Here is a 16,947-nt window from a genome sequence, read left to right on the forward strand (position 1 = left end):
GATGCAGGCGGTACTACCTGGACTTCGGATCGAAGGGCATTATCGACGGCCGAAGGAGCCGGGAGCGCGGCCTGCGCGCGCTCCGGTTTGGGGTTGATGGTTTACGCGAAAGCCGGTTCCGGCTGCTTGTCGAGCATCGAACCGCTCTGCTCGTAACGCAGGTGCCAGGCAAAGGCTTCCTGCAGCAGGTGCGGGGTGTGGCCGCCGCGCTTGGTGGCGCGCAGGAAGTAGTCGCGCAGCACGTCGCGGTATAGCGGATCGGTACAGTTTTCAATGATCTGGCGGGCCCGCTCGCGGGGCGCCAGGCCACGCAGATCGGCCAGGCCATGCTCGGTGACGATGATGTCGGTGTCGTGCTCGGTGTGATCCACGTGGGACACCATCGGGACGATGCTGGAGATCTTGCCGTCCTTGGCAATCGACTTGGTGACGAACACCGACAGGTGCGCGTTGCGGGCGAAGTCGCCGGAGCCACCGATGCCGTTCATCATGTGCGTGCCGCCCACGTGCGTGGAGTTCACGTTGCCGTAGATGTCGCACTCCAGCGCCGTGTTGATGGTGATCAGGCCCAGGCGGCGGATGACTTCCGGATGGTTGCTGATCTCCTGCGGACGCAGCACCAGGCGCTGCTTGTAGCGCTCGATGTCGCCCAGCACGCGCTCGTAGGCGCCCTTCGACAGGGTGATGCTGGACGCCGACGCGAAGGTCAGACGGCCGTCGTCGAGGAGCTCGACGGTGCTGTCCTGCAGCACTTCGGAGTACATCTTGAGGTCGCGGAACGGAGAATCCAGCATGCCGTGCAGCACCGCGTTGGCGATGGTGCCGATGCCGGCCTGCAGCGGCTGCAGGGACGGCGACAGGCGGCCAGCCTTCACTTCGTGGAACAGGAACTCGTTCAGGTGGCCGGCGATGGCGTTGGTTTCGTTGTCCGGCGGCAGCACGTTGGACGGGCTGTCGGCCTTCTCGGTCAGCACGATGGCGACGATCTTTTCCGGATCGACCGGGATATAGGGCAGACCGATGCGCTGTTCCGGGGAAATCAGCGGGATCGGCAAGCGGTGCGGACGGTAGGTCGGGATGTAGATGTCGTGCAGGCCTTCAAGGCCTTCCGGCATCTTCACGTTGATCTCGACGATGATCTTCTTGGCCAGCACGGCGAAGCTGGCGGAGTTGCCCACCGAAGTGGTCGGCACGATACCGCCGTTCTCGGTGATGGCGGTGGCTTCGACGACGGCGATATCGACCGGCGCGATCTGACCGGAGCGCAGTTGCTCAACGGTCTCGGACAGGTGTTGGTCGATGAAGGCGACTTCGCCGGCGTTGATCTTGCGGCGCAGGGTCGGATCGGACTGGAAGGGAATACGGCGGGCGATGACGTTGGTTTCGGTCAGCACCTTGTCGATATCGTTGCCCAGGGACGCGCCGGTCATCAGGGTGATTTTCAGCGGCTCGCGGGTGGCGCGCTCGGCCAGCGCAAAGGGCACCGCCTTGCAGTCGCCGGCACGGGTGAAGCCGCTCATGCCGACGGTCATGCCGTCCTTGAACAACAGGGCGGCCTCTTCCGGCGACATGATGCGCTCTCGCAGGCGCTGCAGGCGAATACGGTCCATGGACATACTTATTTCTCCGATCCTTCTAATCTTGTTGGGCTCGCCTCGACGGGCAAGTTCACGTTGAAGTATAGAAGTCGGAAATAAGTCATTGGATGACTTAAACTACTTGATACAAGTCGCTTTTTTCATGATCAATGGACCTGCGTGCCCTCCGCTATTTCATCGAGACCGTTCGCCAGAACAGCTTCACGCTGGCGGCCGAAAAACTCCACGTCACCCAGTCCACGGTCAGCAAGATGATCCGTCAGCTGGAGGACGAGATCGGCCAGCCGCTGCTCAGCCGCGAAGGGCGTCAACTGCGCCTCACCGACGTGGGGCGCATCTTGTTCACGCGTGGCCAGGAGGCCCTCGGCGTGATGCAGGAGCTGTCCCGGGAAGTGGCCGACCTGACGGCCCTCACCCGCGGCGAGCTCACGGTAGGCATGCCGCCGATGATCAACCTGCTGTTCTCGCCGGTGGTGAAGGCCTTCTGCGAGCGTTACCCCGGCGTGCGCCTGACCCTTCAGGAAAATGGTGGCCAGGTAATCGAACAACAGGTGGCCAGTGGCGAACTGGAGGTGGGCGTCACCATCCTCCCCGCCGAACCGGCCCTCGAACTGACGAGCCGCCGCTATGGACGCTATCCCATCCTCGTCGTTGGCCCGCGCCAAGTCAGTTGGGCGGGGGAAGCGGCTGTCGGCATCGCAGCCCTGCGCGATGAACCGCTGGTGTTGCTACCGGACGATTTTTCGCTGACCCGCCGCCTGCGCGCCGCTTTCGACGAAGCCCACCTGACGCCACGCATCGCGGCCCAGAGCGGGCAATGGGATTTTCTCGTCGCGATGGCCGCAGCCGGCCTCGGCACGACGCTGCTGCCGGCGCCGCTGCTGGCCCGCCTCAACGTGGGAGACGAACTGGTGGTACGCCCGCTGGCCGACCCCGGCATCGACTGGGACGTGGCACTGATCTGGAAACCCCGTCGCTACCTGTCCCACGCCGCCCGGGCGTGGCTGGCGGTCTGCGAAGAAGTGCTGCTCCCCACCACTCCTTGAGCGGAGAAGTCAGCCCTGCAACACCGTACGCAACCAGCTCTCGATATCCCGGACCTCGTCCAGATTCAGGCTGTGCTCCATCTCATAGCCGTGCCACTGAAGCGGGTAGCCGGCCGATGCCAGCAGATCGCCGGAGCGCTTGCCGAAAGCGTAGGGAATCACCGGGTCGTCGTGACCGTGGGCCATGAAGATCGGGACGTCCCGGTTGGCGGGGCTGGCCTCCGCCTCCAGAGTGTCGGCCAGCGGCACATAGGTGGATAGGGCGAGGATGCCGGCCAGGCGCCGCGGATGACGCAGGCCGGCATGCAGGGCGATGGCCCCGCCTTGGGAGAAGCCGGCCAGCACGATGCGCTCGTCGGGGATGCCTCGGGCGTTCTCGCGGGCGATCAACGCCGCCACCTGGCCGGCCGACTCCAGCACCCCGGCCGGATCTTCCCGCCGTTCCGAAAAATCGGACGAGACGATGTCGTACCAGGCCCGCATCACGTAGCCGCCGTTGATCGTCACCGCCCGTAGCGGCGCATGAGGAAAGACGAAGCGGAGCGGCGGCAGGCGCTCGATGTCGAACGCCTCCACCACCGGCTCGAAGTCGTGCCCATCGGCCCCCAGGCCATGCAGCCAGATCACGGCGTGGGTCGGCTCCGGGGCGGTCAGGAGTTCAACGGCAGGCAAAAGCGGAACGGTCATGGTGTCTCCTTTGGGGGCGAAGCCGATTGTAGCCGGGTCGGGGTAAGGCTCGCAGCAAAGCGGGCTGTCGCCGCCGCATGCACGAAAGTCACGATTTATTGCGCAAGATCATGACTGGGGGACAAGGGCAAGGTAGATTCATGAGCTTGATCCGTGCCTTGCGTACCGCTTATGGTCACTACCGCTCCCGACACCCTGATCCGCACCAATCTCGACTTCCTGCGCCGCCATCCGCCCTTCGACCGGATGGAAGCCGACGCCCTGCATTTCCTGGGAGAGCGCCTGGCCACCGCCTTCTACCCCGCGGATTCGGAAATCCTGATGCCGGAAGACGGCCCGCCCAGCTTCTTCTACATCGTCTATCGGGGCAAGGTGCAGGCGCGCCAGGTGGGTGGTGTCGCCGTCACCGAATACGCCACGCTGACCCTCGGCCCTGGCGAAGGCTTCCCGATCGGCGCCATCTCGGCCGGACGCCCGTCCACCAATGGCTACATCGCGGTGGAAGACAGCTACTGTTTCCAACTGCCGGCTGCCGATTTCCTGCGCCTGCAGGAAATCAGTCCGAGCTTCCAGCTTTTCTGTACACGCTACATCGCCAGCCTGCTCAACCAGTCGCGGGAGCAACTGCAGGTCCAGTTCTCCCAGCGGGCCGCCGAACAGCAGACGATGACGACCCCGCTGTCCAATCTGTTCAAGAAGGCACCGGTTTTCGTCGCCCCCGGGCTCAGCACCCGCACCGCCCTCGAAAAGATGGTGGAAGCCGGCGTCGGCTGCCTGGCCGTAGCCGGCGACGACGACAAGCCGGTCGGTGTGCTGACCCAGAGCGACATCCTGAAGCGCATCGTGCTCCCCGGCTTCGACCTGACCCGGCCGATCGCCGACGTGATGACCGCCCCGCCCCACACGCTGGGCACCAATGCCAGTGCCTACGATGCGGCCCTCGAGATGGCCACCCACGGTGTGCGCCACATCCTGGTGGTCGACGCGGAAAACAAGCTGAAGGGCGTCATCTCCGAGCGCGACCTGTTTGCGCTGCAACGCATCGGCCTGCGCCAGGTCCGTTCCAGCATCGAGAGCGCCGCCAACGTCCAGGCCCTGCAGCAGGCCAGCCAGGACATCCGCCAGCTGGCCCTCAACCTGCTCGCCCAGGGGATCGGTGCCGAGCAGCTGACCCAGTTCATCTCGGCCCTCAACGATGCGCTGACGCGGCGCATCATCGAGCTCAACCTGGACCGCCACGACCTCTACGGCGTGGAGTACGCCTGGCTGGCCTTCGGCTCCGAAGGGCGCCACGAGCAGACCCTGTCCACCGACCAGGACAACGGGATCATCTATGTGCTGCCCGAATGGGCCGACAAGGAACCCCTCAAGCTGCGCCTGCTGGAGTTCGCCCGCGACGTCAATAACGACCTGGCGAGCTGCGGCTTTCCACTGTGCACAGGCAACATCATGGCCAGCAATCCGGACCTGTGCCTCACCATCGACGAATGGCGGGAGCGTTTCGGCAACTGGATCCGCGAACCGCACCCTGAAGCCCTGCTCAACGCCACAATCTTCTTCGACTTCCGCGTACTGCTCGGCGACGAAAAGCTGGCCTACAAGCTGCGCCACTGGTTGCTGTCGATGACCGGCGGCAATCCAGCTTTCCTGAAGGCCATGGCAACCAATGCACTTGATGTATCGCCACCGCTGGGCAAGATCCGCGACTTCGTCACCGACGACGACCCCAGGTACCCGGGCACCATCGACCTGAAAAAATTCGGCGCCCGCCTGTTCGTCGACGCGGCCCGCGTTCTCGCGCTGCGCACCGGCGTCGAGGCCACCAGCACCGTGCAGCGCCTGCGCCAGGGAGGCGGCCGCATCGGCATGCCTGCGGAAGAACTCTCCGCGATGGCCGATGGCTTCCACTTCATCCAGCTGCTGCGCTTGCGCCATCAGCATCTGGATACCGATCACGGTGCACCGGGCGACAACCGGGTGAAGCCGGACGATCTCAACGAGCTGGACCGACGCATCCTCAAGGAAGCCTTCCGCCAGGCCCGCAAGATCCAACTGCGACTCAAGCTGGACTACCAAATATGAGCTGGCTCTCCCGACTCCTGCCCGGTAGCGGACCGGACCTCAGTCCCGAACAACAGGCCAGCCTGGCGGCGATCACGACCCGACCGGCCCCGGACCTGGGGCGCAGCCATTTCGAGACGCGCTACGTGATCATCAATGCGGAAAGCCGGCCGATGGATGGCGGTGGCCAGCGTTTGCTGGGGGTGGGTGCCGTCGCCATCAACCGGGGCTTGTTGCACCCGGCCGAGAGCTTTCGTGCCGAACTGGGCACGGCGCCCGCCGACGCATTGCTGGGCCTGCTGCATTTCGTCGCCAGGGCGCCGCTGGTGGTGTACAACGCCCCCTTCAACCAGGGCATTCTCGAACGGGGTTTCGAGCAGAACCTGGGCAACGTACCAGCGCTGGAATGGCTGGACCTGATGGTGATCATGCCCAGCCTCTACCCCGAGCGGATCGCCGGCCAAGCCCGCATGGACGCCTGGCTGGGCGCCTTCGGCATCGACCGGCTGGACCGCCACGATGCGGTGCTGGAAGCGTTGGCCGTAGCCCAGCTCCACCAGGTGGCACTGGCCCGCGCCAAGGCCCAGGGGCTCACCACTCCGCAGGATCTGCTCGAAAGCCAGACCAGCCGAAAATGGCTGCGCGGGAGCTGAACGGCTATCCCGGCAAAACCAGGGCCTGCCGCCAGCGCTCCTCACACAAGGCCGCAAAGCGCCGGGCCAGCGGTGACGGGCCTTGCGGCAACAGAATGGCCGCTTCAGCGGTCGCATCGCTGTCGTCGAGCGGCTGCACCCGTGCGCCGGCTGGCACCAGGGCGGCCATGCACTCCGGAATCACCGCAATGCCGAAGCCGGCCGCCACCAGGCTGAGCATCGAGGTTTTGCGGGAAATGACATTGCCCATCCGCGGCACGAAGCCCCGCTGCAGACACAGATCCGTCATCCGCCGGGCCAGCCCGCCGCGCTCCCGGTGCACCGCCGACACGAAGGGCACCTCGGCCAGATCAGCGAGCCGAAGGCTCTGCCGGTCGGCAAGGGGATGGGCAGCGGGGATCGCAACGACCAGCCGCTCCCTCGCCAGCGGAACGAACTGCACGGCCGGATCCCGGCGCAGCACCGGCATCCGCGCCACACCGATGTCGGCCCGGCCGGCGGCGATCTCGACCACCTGCACCTCTGACGACACCCGGTCCAGATCCACCCGCGCCGCGGGCGCCGCCTCCGCAAATGCCTGCAGGCTGGCCAGCAGCGGACCGCCGATAGGGATCGAGCTCGAATGCAGCAGCCGCAGCACCCCTGATTCCCCGCGGGCCAGGCAGCGCGCATCCTCCGCGGCTTCGTCGATGGCCTGGGCCACCTCCCCGATACGCTCGCGGAACAGCGCGCCGGCCGGCGTGAGACTCACGCCGCGTGCCTCGCGGACGAACAACGGAAAACCCAGCTCCTCCTCCATCTGCGCGATCTGCCGGCTGAGCGCCGGTTGCGCGACGAAGAGCCCGGCGGCCGCCTGGGAAAGATTGCCGGTTTCGGCAACGGCCAGGAAGTAGCGGATCTGACGCAGGCTAAGCATTCCAGAAAGTCATGGCTGGACGAATAAACTGATATTGGCGTTATACCTTGGCCAATTCCAGAATTCCATGCACGTCGATTCCGCACACAGCGATCATGGAAAACTGGATGCCCACCCTGCTCTTCAGCACCACCGATATTGCCGCCCTGGCAGCAGCCTTTGCGATTCTGGTCATCGCCTACGCAATCTTCGCGCTACTCGGCTTCGGCTCCGCACTCATCGCCAGCACGCCACTGGCCTGGGTGATGCCGGTCAGCCGCATCGTGCCCCTGCTGGCCCTGCTCGACGCCGCGGGCTCGCTGCAGCGGGGCTACCAGGCACGCCACCTGATCGACCGGAGCAGCCTGGGGCGCCTGGTGCCCGGCATGCTGGCCGGCCAGTTGCTCGGAGTGAGCCTGCTGGCCCATCTGCCGCTGGGCATCCTGGCGATGCTGCTCGGCCTTTTCGTGGCCGGCTACGGCTTGCGCGAACTGCGCGGACGTCGCGGGTCTGCCGCGCCGGGGCAAGGTGCTGCCTGGCTGTACGGGGGATTCGGGGGTGTATTGGGCGGGCTGTTCGGCAGCGGCGGCTTCGTCTATGCCACTTACCTGCAGGCCCATCTGCCCCGACGGGAAGCCTATCGGGCCACCCAGGCGGTCATGATCGCCCTGTCCACCGGCTGGCGGATCGCCTTGTGCGTGGCCGCCGGCCTCATCGACGGACGCCTGCTGCTCACCGCGCTGGTGCTGCTGCCGGCCGCCTATCTGGGCATGGCGCTAGGCCGGCATGTGGACAAACGCTTGAGCGGAGCGGGTTTTGCGAGGCTGCTGAACCTGTTCCTGATCGCCTCCGGCCTGGCCTTGATCGGCAAGGGCCTGCAGCAGATTTCGTGAGTGGCAGTTCCCGCGGCGAACACCGCGGGAATTCAGTCAGCCGTAGACCTTGCACATCAGCGGCGAGGCCACGCGGGACATCACACTTACACCTTCAGGAAGTTGTCCCGGTAGTAGCGCAGTTCGGCGATCGACTCGTGAATGTCGGCCAGGGCCTGGTGGGCACCCTTCTTCTCGAGACCCTTGTAGACATCCGGACGCCAGCGGCGGGCCAGTTCCTTGAGGGTGGACACGTCCAGGTTGCGGTAGTGGAACCAGTCTTCCAGCTTGGGCATGTAACGGGCCATGAAGCGGCGATCCTGCCCGATGGAGTTGCCGCACATCGGCGAGGTACGCGACGGGATGTACTGCTTCATGAAGTCCAGGTAGATCGCCTCGGCCTCCGCTTCGCCGATGGTGGACGCCTTGACCCGGTCGATCAGGCCGGAACGGCCGTGGGTATTCTTGTTCCACTCGTCCATACCGTCGAGCACGGCATCCGGCTGATGCACCGCGATGACCGGGCCTTCCGCCACCACGTCGAGATTGCCGTTGGTGACGACCATCGCCATCTCGATGATGCGGTCGCTGTCGGGATTCAGGCCGGTCATTTCCATGTCCAGCCAGATGAGGTGATTCTGGTCCTGTGCCATAATCGGCTCGCTTTTCGGTAAAGGCGCGATTTTACGCACTTGCCGCTTCCCGTCACACCTTCCCGCAGTTTCCTTTCTTAGCCGATGACTTCCAGCAGCTTCACCGCCCTGTTCCTCGTTGCCCTCGGCGCCGGCCTGCTCACCCGCCTGTGGCTGGCTGGCCGCCAGATCCGCCACGTAGCCGCTCATCGGGCGGCGGTTCCAGCAGCCTTTTCGGCGAGCATTGCTCTCGATGCCCATCAGAAAGCCGCCGACTACACGGTGGCCCGGGTCAAACTCGGCATCGTCGACCTGCTGATTTCCGCGGCCCTGCTGCTGGGTCTGACTCTCGGTGGCGGCCTGCAGACCCTGTTCGAACTGAGCGCCGCCGTATTCACGCCCGGTACGCTGCAGCACGGCGTGACCTTCATCGCGGTGGTCGCTTCCGTCTCATGGCTGGTGGACCTGCCGCTCACCGTCTATCGCAGCTTCGGGCTCGAAGCCCGCTTCGGCTTCAACCGGCTGACCCCTGCCCTGTTCGTCGCCGACACGCTGAAGGGCATCGTCCTCTCCGCCGTCATCGGCCTGCCGCTGATCGCCTTCGTGCTGTGGCTGATGGCGGCGATGGGCCCGCTGTGGTGGCTGTACGTGTGGGCCTTCTGGCTTGGCTTCAACCTGCTTGTGCTGCTCGTCTACCCAACCTTCATTGCCCCGCTCTTCAACAAGTTCCAGCCCCTTGAGGACGGCCCCCTGAAAAATCGCATCGAAGGCTTGATGGAACGCTGCGGCTTTCGCTTGTCCGGGCTGTTCGTGATGGACGGCTCCAAGCGCTCCGCCCATGGCAATGCCTACTTCACCGGCTTCGGCGCGGCCAAGCGGATCGTCTTCTTCGATACCCTGCTGGAAAAACTGGCCCCCACGGAAGTAGAAGCAGTGCTGGCCCACGAACTCGGCCACTATCACCACCACCATCTGTGGAAGCGGCTGGCCGTGATCGGAGCCGGCAGCCTGGCTTTTTTTGCGTTGCTCGGCCATCTCGCCGGCCAGGACTGGTTCTTCAACGCCCTGGGCGTGCAGGAGGGCGGCACGGCCGCCACGCTGGTATTGTTCGCGCTGGTATTGCCGGTGTTCACCTTCCCGCTGACCCCGCTGATGAGCATGTGGTCGCGACGCCACGAATTCCAGGCAGATGCCTATGCGGCCAGCCAGGCACCGGCCGGAGAGTTGGTCAGCGCACTGGTCAAACTGTACCGGGACAACGCCTCGACGTTGACCCCCGATCCGCTCTACTCCAGCGTCTATGACTCCCACCCGCCTGCGGCGATCCGCATTGCGCGCCTGCAGGGGGGGCGTGCCCGATGAAGGCCGTCGGCACACTGATGGCCGCCTTCGGGCGGCAGTACGAGGTCCGCTCCGACGACGGTGAAGTTTTCCTGTGCGTACCGCGGGGCAAGAAGAGCCTTTTCGCCTGTGGGGACCGGGTGCAGTACGTTCCGACCGGCCCCGGCCAGGGTGTCATCGAGAAATTGATCGAGCGCAGCAGCCTGCTCTATCGCTCGGATGCCTGGCGCCAGAAGCTGATCGCGGCCAACGCGACCCAGGTCGTGCTGGTGGTGGCAACGGAACCCAGCTTCTCCGACGAGTTCCTGTCGCGTTGCCTGTGCGCGGCGGAAAGCCAGCACCTCAAGACGCTGATCGTGCTGAACAAGACCGACATCGTAGCCAGCCTCGATGCAGCCCGCGCTCAACTGGCGCCCTTCGTCGCGCTGGGCTACCCGGTGCTGGAGTTATCCGCGCTGAGTGACGTGGAGTTGCTGCGCACCCGCCTGGTCGGTGAAACCAGCCTGCTGGTGGGGCAATCCGGCATGGGCAAATCGACGCTCACCAATGCGCTGATCCCCGAGGCACGGGCCGAAACGCGCGAGATATCTGAAGTGCTCGACACCGGCAAGCACACCACCACCTTCGCCCGCCTCTACCCGCTGCCGGAAGGCGGCGGCATCATCGACAGCCCCGGCATGCAGACTTTCGGGCTGGTACACCTAAGCGGAGAGGAGCTCGAGGACAGCTTCCGGGAGTTTCGCCCTTACCGCGGCGAGTGTCGCTTCCGCGACTGCCGCCACGATGCGGAACCGGGATGCGCGCTGCGCGAGGCCGCCGACAGCGGCCGGATCGATCCCCGACGCCTGCGCCAGTTCCTGCAGTTCCGCAACGAATGCGAGCAGGGCCGGCGCATGGCCCAGGGGTGGTAGGTAATACCCGGAGCTAGGCGTCGCCCGTCGGGGCTGCCTCCTTACTGAGCCAGTCCGGATTGGGTAGTTCGTCGAAGGCATGACCGAGGGCTTCGCTCCAGCGATTGCGGATCATCGCGAAATATTCGTTCTTCGCGTCGATGCTGACGTGGGACGAAATCTGCAGTTCGTCGGTCTTGAGAATCGCTAGATCGAGGGGCACGCCCACCGACAGGTTCGAACGGATCGTCGAATCCATGGAAATCAGTGCCAGCTTGGCCGCCTCGTCCAGGCTGGTCTGGCTCTTCACGACGCGATCGATGATGGGCTTGCCGTACTTGGACTCACCGATCTGGAAGTACGGCGTATCCGGCGTGGCCTCGATGAAATTACCGGCCGCATAGACGTGGAACAGGCGCGGCGCTTCCTTGCCGATCTGCCCGCCGAGAATCAATGCAGCAGTGAAATCGATGCCGAAGCTCTGCAGCGCTTCCGCGTCCCGCCGATGTACCTCGCGCAGCGTATCACCCACGTGACGGGCCGCCTCGAACATGTTCGGCACCGACCACAGGTTCTCCCGCCCATCCTGGGCGGCCATCGCCTCCCGCAGCATCGACACCAGCTGCTGCGTGATCGCCAGGTTGCCCGAGCTCATCAGGACCATCACCCGCTCCCCGGGGCGCTGGAAGATGCTCATCTTGCGGAAGGTATTGATGTGATCGACACCCGCATTGGTACGGGAATCCGATAGGAAAACCATACCGGCATCGAGCAACATGCTGACACAATAAGTCATGGGGAAGATCCCAAGAAAAAAGGCGGTCCGGATGACGGACCGCCGGGAATATGAAAGAAGCGTGGAGAGCGCGCGAAAGACTGCCGCGCTTCAGCGACGCAGTTCTTCGAGAATCGACTTGATCTCGGCGCGGATATCACCCAGTTGCCCGCGCAGGCCGGCGGCTTCTTCCACGTCTTCGAGCTTGCGTGCCCCCAGCTCACCGAGCTGGTTGCGCGCACCGGAGATGGTGAAACCATCCCGGTACAACAGTTCGCGAATCCGGCGAATCAGCAGCACCTCGTGATGCTGATAGTAGCGCCGGTTGCCGCCCCGCTTGACCGGCCGCAGCTGGGTGAATTCCTGCTCCCAGTATCGCAGCACATGGGGTTTGACCCCGCACAGGTCACTGACTTCACCGATGGTGAAGTAGCGCTTGGCGGGAATCGGCGGCAATTCGGCTATCGCCGGAACTTCACTTTGCGACATCGCTCAGTTGCTCCACATTGGCCTTGAGCTTCTGGCTGGCGTGAAAAGTCACCACGCGCCGGGCGGTGATGGGGATTTCTTCGCCAGTCTTGGGGTTGCGACCGGGACGCTGAGGCTTCTCGCGAAGCTGGAAGTTGCCGAAGCCGGAGAGCTTGACGCAATCCCCCCGCTCCAGTGCCAGGCGGATCTCCTCGAAGAAGCACTCGACCATGTCCTTGGCCTCACGCTTGTTGAGCCCCACCTGTTCAAAGAGCATATCGGCGAGTTCTGCCTTGGTAAGTGTCATACCCATGATGACTCAGGCCCTCAGCTTCGCACCGAGGTTTTCCTCGGCGTGGCGGGTCAGGGCAGTCATCGCGGCATCCACTTCAGCGTCCTCCAGAGTCCGCTGAGTTTCTTGCATAACTACACGGAAAGCAAGGCTTTTCCGGTTTGGCTCGATACCCTTGCCCTGGTACTGGTCGAACAGTTCGATGCGCTGAACGATGGCCGGCGCGACCTGCTGAAGGCCCTTCAACAGACTTGCCGCCGTCACGTTCTGCTCGACGACCAGCGCCAGATCACGGGTCACCGCCGGGAAGCGGGACAGCTCCTTATAGGCCGGCGTCAGCGTGCCAAGCAGCGCCTCGAGTTCGATCTCGAAAACCACCGGCGCGGTGCCCAGCTCATAGCGCTGTACCCAGATCGGGTGCAGTTCCCCAATGAAGCCGATTTCACGGCCATCAAGCAGCACATGTGCAGAACGGCCGGGATGCAGGGCCGGATGCGAGGCCCGCTCGAACTCGGCGACACGCGGGAACAGCAGGGCTTCCAGGTCCGCCTTGACGTCGTAGAAATCCACGTTGCGGTTGGACTCGCCCCATTGCTCGGCCTTGGCCAGGCCGGCGGCCAGTGCGGCGACGCGCAGCGGCTGGTGGTAGCCCTCCACCGGCTTGCCGGCAGCGTCCTTCGCAAAGCAGCGGCCGATCTCGAAAACGCGGACGCGGTTAGTCTGGCGCTTGCGGTTGGTGACCACGTTGGACACCAGACCACCGATCAGGCTGGAGCGCATCACGCTCATCTGGCTGGCGATCGGGTTGGCCAGGCGGACCGGGTCGGCATTTCCGCTGAAGTCCTTCTCCCAGGCTTCTTCGACGAAGGCGAAGTTGATGACTTCCTGGTACTCACGGCCGGCAATCAGCCGCCGAACAGACATGGTGTCGCGGCGGGCTTCGGGACGCGGCAGCATGCTGATCGGGCCCTTCGGGGCGACGGTCGGGATGTTGTCGTAGCCGTGCAGGCGCGCGATTTCCTCGATGAGGTCTTCCTCGATCTCCAGGTCGAAGCGATAGGACGGCGGCGTCACGACGAAATCCTCGCCGTCACGGGCCACCTGGAGATTCAGGCGGGTGAACATCTCGGCGACGTGGTCCGCCGTCAGCTGAATGCCCAGCACGCGACGCACACGGGCGGCACGCAGGCGGATCGGCGCACGGGCGGGCAGCTTGGCGGCATCGACGACTTCGTTCACCGGACCGGCGGCACCACCGCAGATGTCCAGGATCAGTTGGGTCGCCCGCTCGATGGCCTGGCTGGCCAGCGCGAAGTCGACGCCACGCTCGAAGCGGTAGGACGCATCGGACGAGAAGCCGTAGGCGCGCGCACGTCCGGCGATCGCCTCCGGCGCGAAGAAAGCGCTTTCCAGGAACAGATCGGTAGTTTCCAGGGTGATGCCGCTTTCCTCGCTGCCCATGATGCCGGCCAGCGCCAGCGCGCGGGACTCGTCGGCGATCAGCAGGGTGTCGGCAGCCGGCGTGACGGTCTGGCCGTTGAGCAGCAGCACCTGCTCGCCTGCTTGCGGTAAGCGCACATGGATTGCGCCGTTCAACCTGGCCTCGTCGAAGGCATGCAGCGGCTGGCCCAGTTCGAGCATCACGTAGTTGGTGACGTCCACCAGCGCGCTGATCGAGCGGATGCCGCTGCGGGCCAGGCGCTGCTTCATCCAGTCGGGCGTCGCAGCCTTGGCATCGACACCACGGATGATCCGGCCGGCGTAACGCGGGCAGGCTTCCGGCGCGTCGAGCACGATGGCACGCACGGCGTCGTGTGCGGGCACCACGGGCTCGCTCGCCGGCAGGCTGAGCGGCTTGCCGGTCAGCGCCGCCACTTCACGGGCGATGCCGGTCAGGCTCAGGCAGTCTGCGCGGTTCGGCGTCAGCTTGATGGTGAACAGCGTGTCGTTGAGGTCGAGGTATTCGCGCAGGTCCGTGCCGACGGGCGCATCTTCCGGCAGTACCAGCAGGCCGTTGCTCTCTTCGGAGATACCCAGTTCCTTGGCGGAGCACAGCATGCCGAAGGATTCGACGCCGCGCAGCTTGGCCGCCTTGATGCCAAAGCCGGCCAGGTCGGCGCCAACCAGTGCGCACGGGATCTTGATGCCGGCCGCCGCATTCGGCGCACCGCAGACGATCTGCAGCAATTCGCCCTGCCCCGCATCCACTTTGCAGACGCGCAGTTTGTCGGCGTTCGGATGCTTTTCGGCCTCGACGATCTGCGCGACCACCACCTTGGAAAACTGGGCGGCCACGCCGTCCTGCTCTTCCACTTCCAGCCCCGCCATCGTGAGCAAATGCCCGAGCGCGTCCGAATCAAGGTCCGGACTGACGAAGCTGCGCAACCAGAGTTCTGAGAATTGCATGGCTTACCTGAATTGACCGAGGAAACGAAGATCGCCTTCGAAGAACAGGCGAAGGTCATTGACGCCATACCGCAGCATGGTCAGCCGGTCGGGCCCCATGCCGAAAGCAAAGCCGGTGTAACGCTCGGGGTCGATGCCACCGGAGCGCAATACATTGGGATGCATCATCCCGCAGCCCGCAATCTCCAGCCAACGCCCCTTGAGGGCACCGCTCATGAAGGCCACGTCGATCTCGGCGGACGGCTCGGTGAACGGGAAGAAGGACGGACGGAAACGCACCTGCAGGTCATCGCTTTCGAAGAAGCGGCGCAGGAAATCCGCTACCACGCCCTTCAGGTCGGCAAAGCTCACCGATTCGCCGATCCACAGGCCTTCAACCTGATGGAACATCGGGGAGTGGGTAGCATCGGAGTCGACGCGGTAAACACGGCCCGGCGCGATCACGCGCAGCTCGGGCATGGTATCGCGATCCTTGTAAACCTCGACGTGGGCCTGCATGGCGCGGATCTGGACCGGACTGGTATGGGTGCGCAGCAGCACGCCCTCACCGTTCTCCAGATAGAAGGTGTCGTGCATCGAACGGGCCGGGTGATTGGCCGGGGTGTTCAATGCCGTGAAATTGTAGAAATCGGTCTCGATCTCGGGCCCTTCAGCCACGTCGAAGCCGATGGAGCGGAACAGCTGCTCGACACGCTCCAGCGTACGAACCACAGGGTGGAGACCTCCAAGGCCGGCGCCACGGCCAGGCAGGGTCACATCCAGCGCTTCAGCAGCCAGTTGGGCTTCAAGCGCCGCCTGTTGCAGCGCATCGCGACGTGCGTTGAGCTGCGCTTCGATGGCAGCCTTGGCCTTGTTGATCTCGGCACCGGCCGTCTTGCGCGCTTCCGGATCGAGTTTGCCGAGGCCCTTCAGCAGTTCGGTAAGGGAACCGCCCTTGCCCAGGTAGCGCGCCTTGGCGGCCTCCAGGGCAGCTCCGTCTGCTGCGGCGGCGAAATCGGCGCCCGCTTGCGCGACGAGTTGATCGAGTTGATCCATTTTTCCTGTCTTATCCCGGGTTCAGGACAAAAAAAAGGAGGCCAGGCCTCCTTTTTTCGTGCTGCGCAAGATTACGCAGCGAGCTTGGCCTTGGCTTGTTCGGCGAGCGCCGCAAAAGCGGGCTTGTCGAAAACAGCCAGATCGGCCAGAACCTTACGGTCCACTTCGATGGAGGCCTTCTTCAGACCGTTCATGAAGCGGCTGTAGGTCAGACCAACTTCACGGGCGGCCGCGTTGATACGCGCGATCCACAGAGCACGGAACTGACGCTTGCGTTGACGACGGTCACGGTAAGCGTACTGACCGGCCTTCATCACCGCCTGCTTGGCGATCCGATATACGTTCTTGCGACGGCCGCGATAGCCCTTGGCTTGATCGAGGACTTTCTTGTGACGTGCGCGAGCGGTTACACCGCGTTTAACTCGGGGCATTGCGTTCTCCTAAATCAAGCGTAAGGCAACATTGCGCGGACGGACTTTTCGTCCGAAGCATGCACGGCAGTCATGCCGCGCAGCTGGCGCTTGCTCTTGGTGGTCTTCTTGGTCAGGATGTGGCGCTTGAACGCCTGCGAACGCTTGATGCTGCCGGAAGCGCGGACCTTGAACCGCTTGGCGGCCCCGCTCTTGGTCTTCATCTTGGGCATGAAGTACTCCACTTATGTCATGGCCCCGGGTGGCTTCCGACTTTCGGAAACGCTTCAACAACCCGTCACCACTTGTTGCCGACGGACTATGCTGCCCGCCGTATTCCGGAGCCTCGCGACTCCGGGATTTCTCAGTGCTTCTTTTTCGGCGCGATGACCATGATCATCTGGCGCCCTTCCATCTTCGGCATCTGCTCGACCTGGGCGATTTCGTCCAGGTCAGCCTTGATCCGCTCGAGCTGGCGCATGCCGAACTCTTGGTGGGCCATTTCACGACCACGAAAACGGAGGGTCACCTTGGCCTTGTCACCATCGTTCAGGAACTTGATCAGGTTGCGCAGCTTGATCTGGTAGTCGTTCTCGTCCGTACCCGGACGGAGCTTTACTTCCTTGACCTGGATCTGCTTCTGCTTTTGCTTGGCTTCGTGAGCCCGCTTGGCTTCTTCGTACTTGTACTTGCCGAAGTCCATCAAGCGGCATACGGGCGGCTTGGCCATCGGGGCGATCTCGACAAGATCCACACCAGCCTCTTCAGCCGCTTCCAGTGCAGCACGCAGAGAAACGATGCCGATCTGCTCACCGTCCTCACCCGTCAGGCGCACTTCCGGCACGCTAATTTCACCGTTGATGCGCAGCTTTTTATCCTGAGCGAT

At 64.1% G+C, this 16,947-nt stretch carries 18 protein-coding genes; 6 read left to right on the plus strand and 12 right to left on the minus strand.

What is annotated here, in order from left to right; translation table 11 throughout:
• Positions 1–101 precede the first annotated feature (101 nt).
• Positions 102–1,616: an acetyl-CoA hydrolase/transferase family protein gene (locus tag B4920_RS07470; protein ID WP_079434000.1), complete on the minus strand. Its 1,515-nt coding sequence runs from the start codon at positions 1,614–1,616 to the stop codon at positions 102–104.
• Between the two features lie 131 nt (positions 1,617–1,747).
• Between B4920_RS07470 and B4920_RS07475 the strand changes: the two genes are divergently transcribed.
• A complete protein-coding gene (locus tag B4920_RS07475) occupies positions 1,748–2,644 on the plus strand; it encodes a LysR substrate-binding domain-containing protein (protein ID WP_079434001.1) in 897 nt (298 codons plus the stop codon).
• Positions 2,645–2,653: 9 nt separating this feature from the next.
• Here B4920_RS07475 and B4920_RS07480 read toward each other — a convergent pair whose 3' ends face one another.
• On the minus strand, positions 2,654–3,331 hold the full coding sequence (locus B4920_RS07480; protein ID WP_079434002.1) for an alpha/beta hydrolase: 678 nt from the start codon (positions 3,329–3,331) through the stop codon (positions 2,654–2,656).
• A gap of 171 nt (positions 3,332–3,502) precedes the next feature.
• On the opposite strand from B4920_RS07480, the gene B4920_RS07485 reads away from it, so the two are divergent.
• Positions 3,503–5,413: a DUF294 nucleotidyltransferase-like domain-containing protein gene (locus tag B4920_RS07485; protein WP_079434003.1), complete on the plus strand. Its 1,911-nt coding sequence runs from the start codon at positions 3,503–3,505 to the stop codon at positions 5,411–5,413.
• Positions 5,410–6,045 carry a hypothetical protein gene (locus B4920_RS07490; protein ID WP_079434004.1) on the plus strand — a complete coding sequence of 212 codons (636 nt, stop codon included), beginning with the start codon at positions 5,410–5,412 and terminating at the stop codon, positions 6,043–6,045. The genes B4920_RS07485 and B4920_RS07490 overlap by 4 nt, the downstream gene beginning before the upstream one ends.
• A 4-nt stretch (positions 6,046–6,049) precedes the next feature.
• Here B4920_RS07490 and B4920_RS07495 read toward each other — a convergent pair whose 3' ends face one another.
• Positions 6,050–6,961: a LysR family transcriptional regulator gene (locus B4920_RS07495; RefSeq protein ID WP_079434005.1), complete on the minus strand. Its 912-nt coding sequence runs from the start codon at positions 6,959–6,961 to the stop codon at positions 6,050–6,052.
• Between the two features lie 107 nt (positions 6,962–7,068).
• Here B4920_RS07495 and B4920_RS07500 point away from each other — a divergent pair, with 107 nt between their 5' ends.
• Complete coding sequence (locus B4920_RS07500; protein WP_161493258.1) at positions 7,069–7,833, plus strand: sulfite exporter TauE/SafE family protein; 765 nt, start codon at positions 7,069–7,071, stop codon at positions 7,831–7,833.
• Positions 7,834–7,919: 86 nt separating this feature from the next.
• Here the strand turns inward: B4920_RS07500 and orn are convergent, their stop codons facing one another.
• Positions 7,920–8,465, minus strand: a complete 546-nt coding sequence (gene orn, locus B4920_RS07505) for an oligoribonuclease (protein ID WP_079434007.1) — start codon at positions 8,463–8,465, stop codon at positions 7,920–7,922.
• Between the two features lie 84 nt (positions 8,466–8,549).
• Here orn and B4920_RS07510 point away from each other — a divergent pair, with 84 nt between their 5' ends.
• Positions 8,550–9,806 (plus strand): M48 family metallopeptidase, encoded by a 1,257-nt coding sequence (locus tag B4920_RS07510; protein ID WP_079434008.1) that lies wholly within the window; start codon positions 8,550–8,552, stop codon positions 9,804–9,806.
• On the plus strand, positions 9,803–10,696 hold the full coding sequence (rsgA, locus tag B4920_RS07515; RefSeq protein WP_079434009.1) for a ribosome small subunit-dependent GTPase A: 894 nt from the start codon (positions 9,803–9,805) through the stop codon (positions 10,694–10,696). The genes B4920_RS07510 and rsgA overlap by 4 nt, the downstream gene beginning before the upstream one ends.
• Positions 10,697–10,709: 13 nt before the next feature.
• Here rsgA and B4920_RS07520 read toward each other — a convergent pair whose 3' ends face one another.
• The 8 genes from B4920_RS07520 to infC all read right to left on the minus strand — a co-directional run bounded on the left by B4920_RS07520 (position 10,710) and on the right by infC (position 16,947).
• A complete protein-coding gene (locus B4920_RS07520) occupies positions 10,710–11,471 on the minus strand; it encodes a proteasome-type protease (RefSeq protein ID WP_079434010.1) in 762 nt (253 codons plus the stop codon).
• Positions 11,472–11,561: 90 nt separating this feature from the next.
• The gene (locus B4920_RS07525; RefSeq protein WP_079434011.1) at positions 11,562–11,939 is read right to left on the minus strand and encodes a MerR family transcriptional regulator; all 378 of its coding nucleotides are present in this window, start codon (positions 11,937–11,939) and stop codon (positions 11,562–11,564) included.
• A complete protein-coding gene (locus tag B4920_RS07530; RefSeq protein WP_173862649.1) occupies positions 11,926–12,231 on the minus strand; it encodes an integration host factor subunit alpha in 306 nt (101 codons plus the stop codon). Before B4920_RS07530 ends, B4920_RS07525 begins: the two co-directional genes overlap by 14 nt.
• A gap of 6 nt (positions 12,232–12,237) precedes the next feature.
• Entirely contained in the window at positions 12,238–14,616 is a 2,379-nt protein-coding gene (pheT, locus tag B4920_RS07535; protein ID WP_079434012.1) for a phenylalanine--tRNA ligase subunit beta, read from the minus strand.
• Positions 14,617–14,619: 3 nt separating this feature from the next.
• Positions 14,620–15,651, minus strand: coding sequence for a phenylalanine--tRNA ligase subunit alpha (pheS, locus tag B4920_RS07540; RefSeq protein ID WP_079434013.1), 1,032 nt, complete (start codon positions 15,649–15,651; stop codon positions 14,620–14,622).
• A gap of 71 nt (positions 15,652–15,722) precedes the next feature.
• Positions 15,723–16,082, minus strand: a complete 360-nt coding sequence (gene rplT, locus B4920_RS07545; protein WP_079434014.1) for a 50S ribosomal protein L20 — start codon at positions 16,080–16,082, stop codon at positions 15,723–15,725.
• Positions 16,083–16,096: 14 nt separating this feature from the next.
• Entirely contained in the window at positions 16,097–16,294 is a 198-nt protein-coding gene (rpmI, locus tag B4920_RS07550) for a 50S ribosomal protein L35 (RefSeq protein ID WP_079434015.1), read from the minus strand.
• 131 nt (positions 16,295–16,425) lie between these two features.
• Positions 16,426–16,947: a translation initiation factor IF-3 gene (gene infC / locus B4920_RS07555; RefSeq protein WP_079434016.1), complete on the minus strand. Its 522-nt coding sequence runs from the start codon at positions 16,945–16,947 to the stop codon at positions 16,426–16,428.

This window comes from Zoogloea sp. LCSB751, from assembly GCF_002028455.1.
In the GTDB taxonomy this organism is placed as follows: domain Bacteria; phylum Pseudomonadota; class Gammaproteobacteria; order Burkholderiales; family Rhodocyclaceae; genus Zoogloea.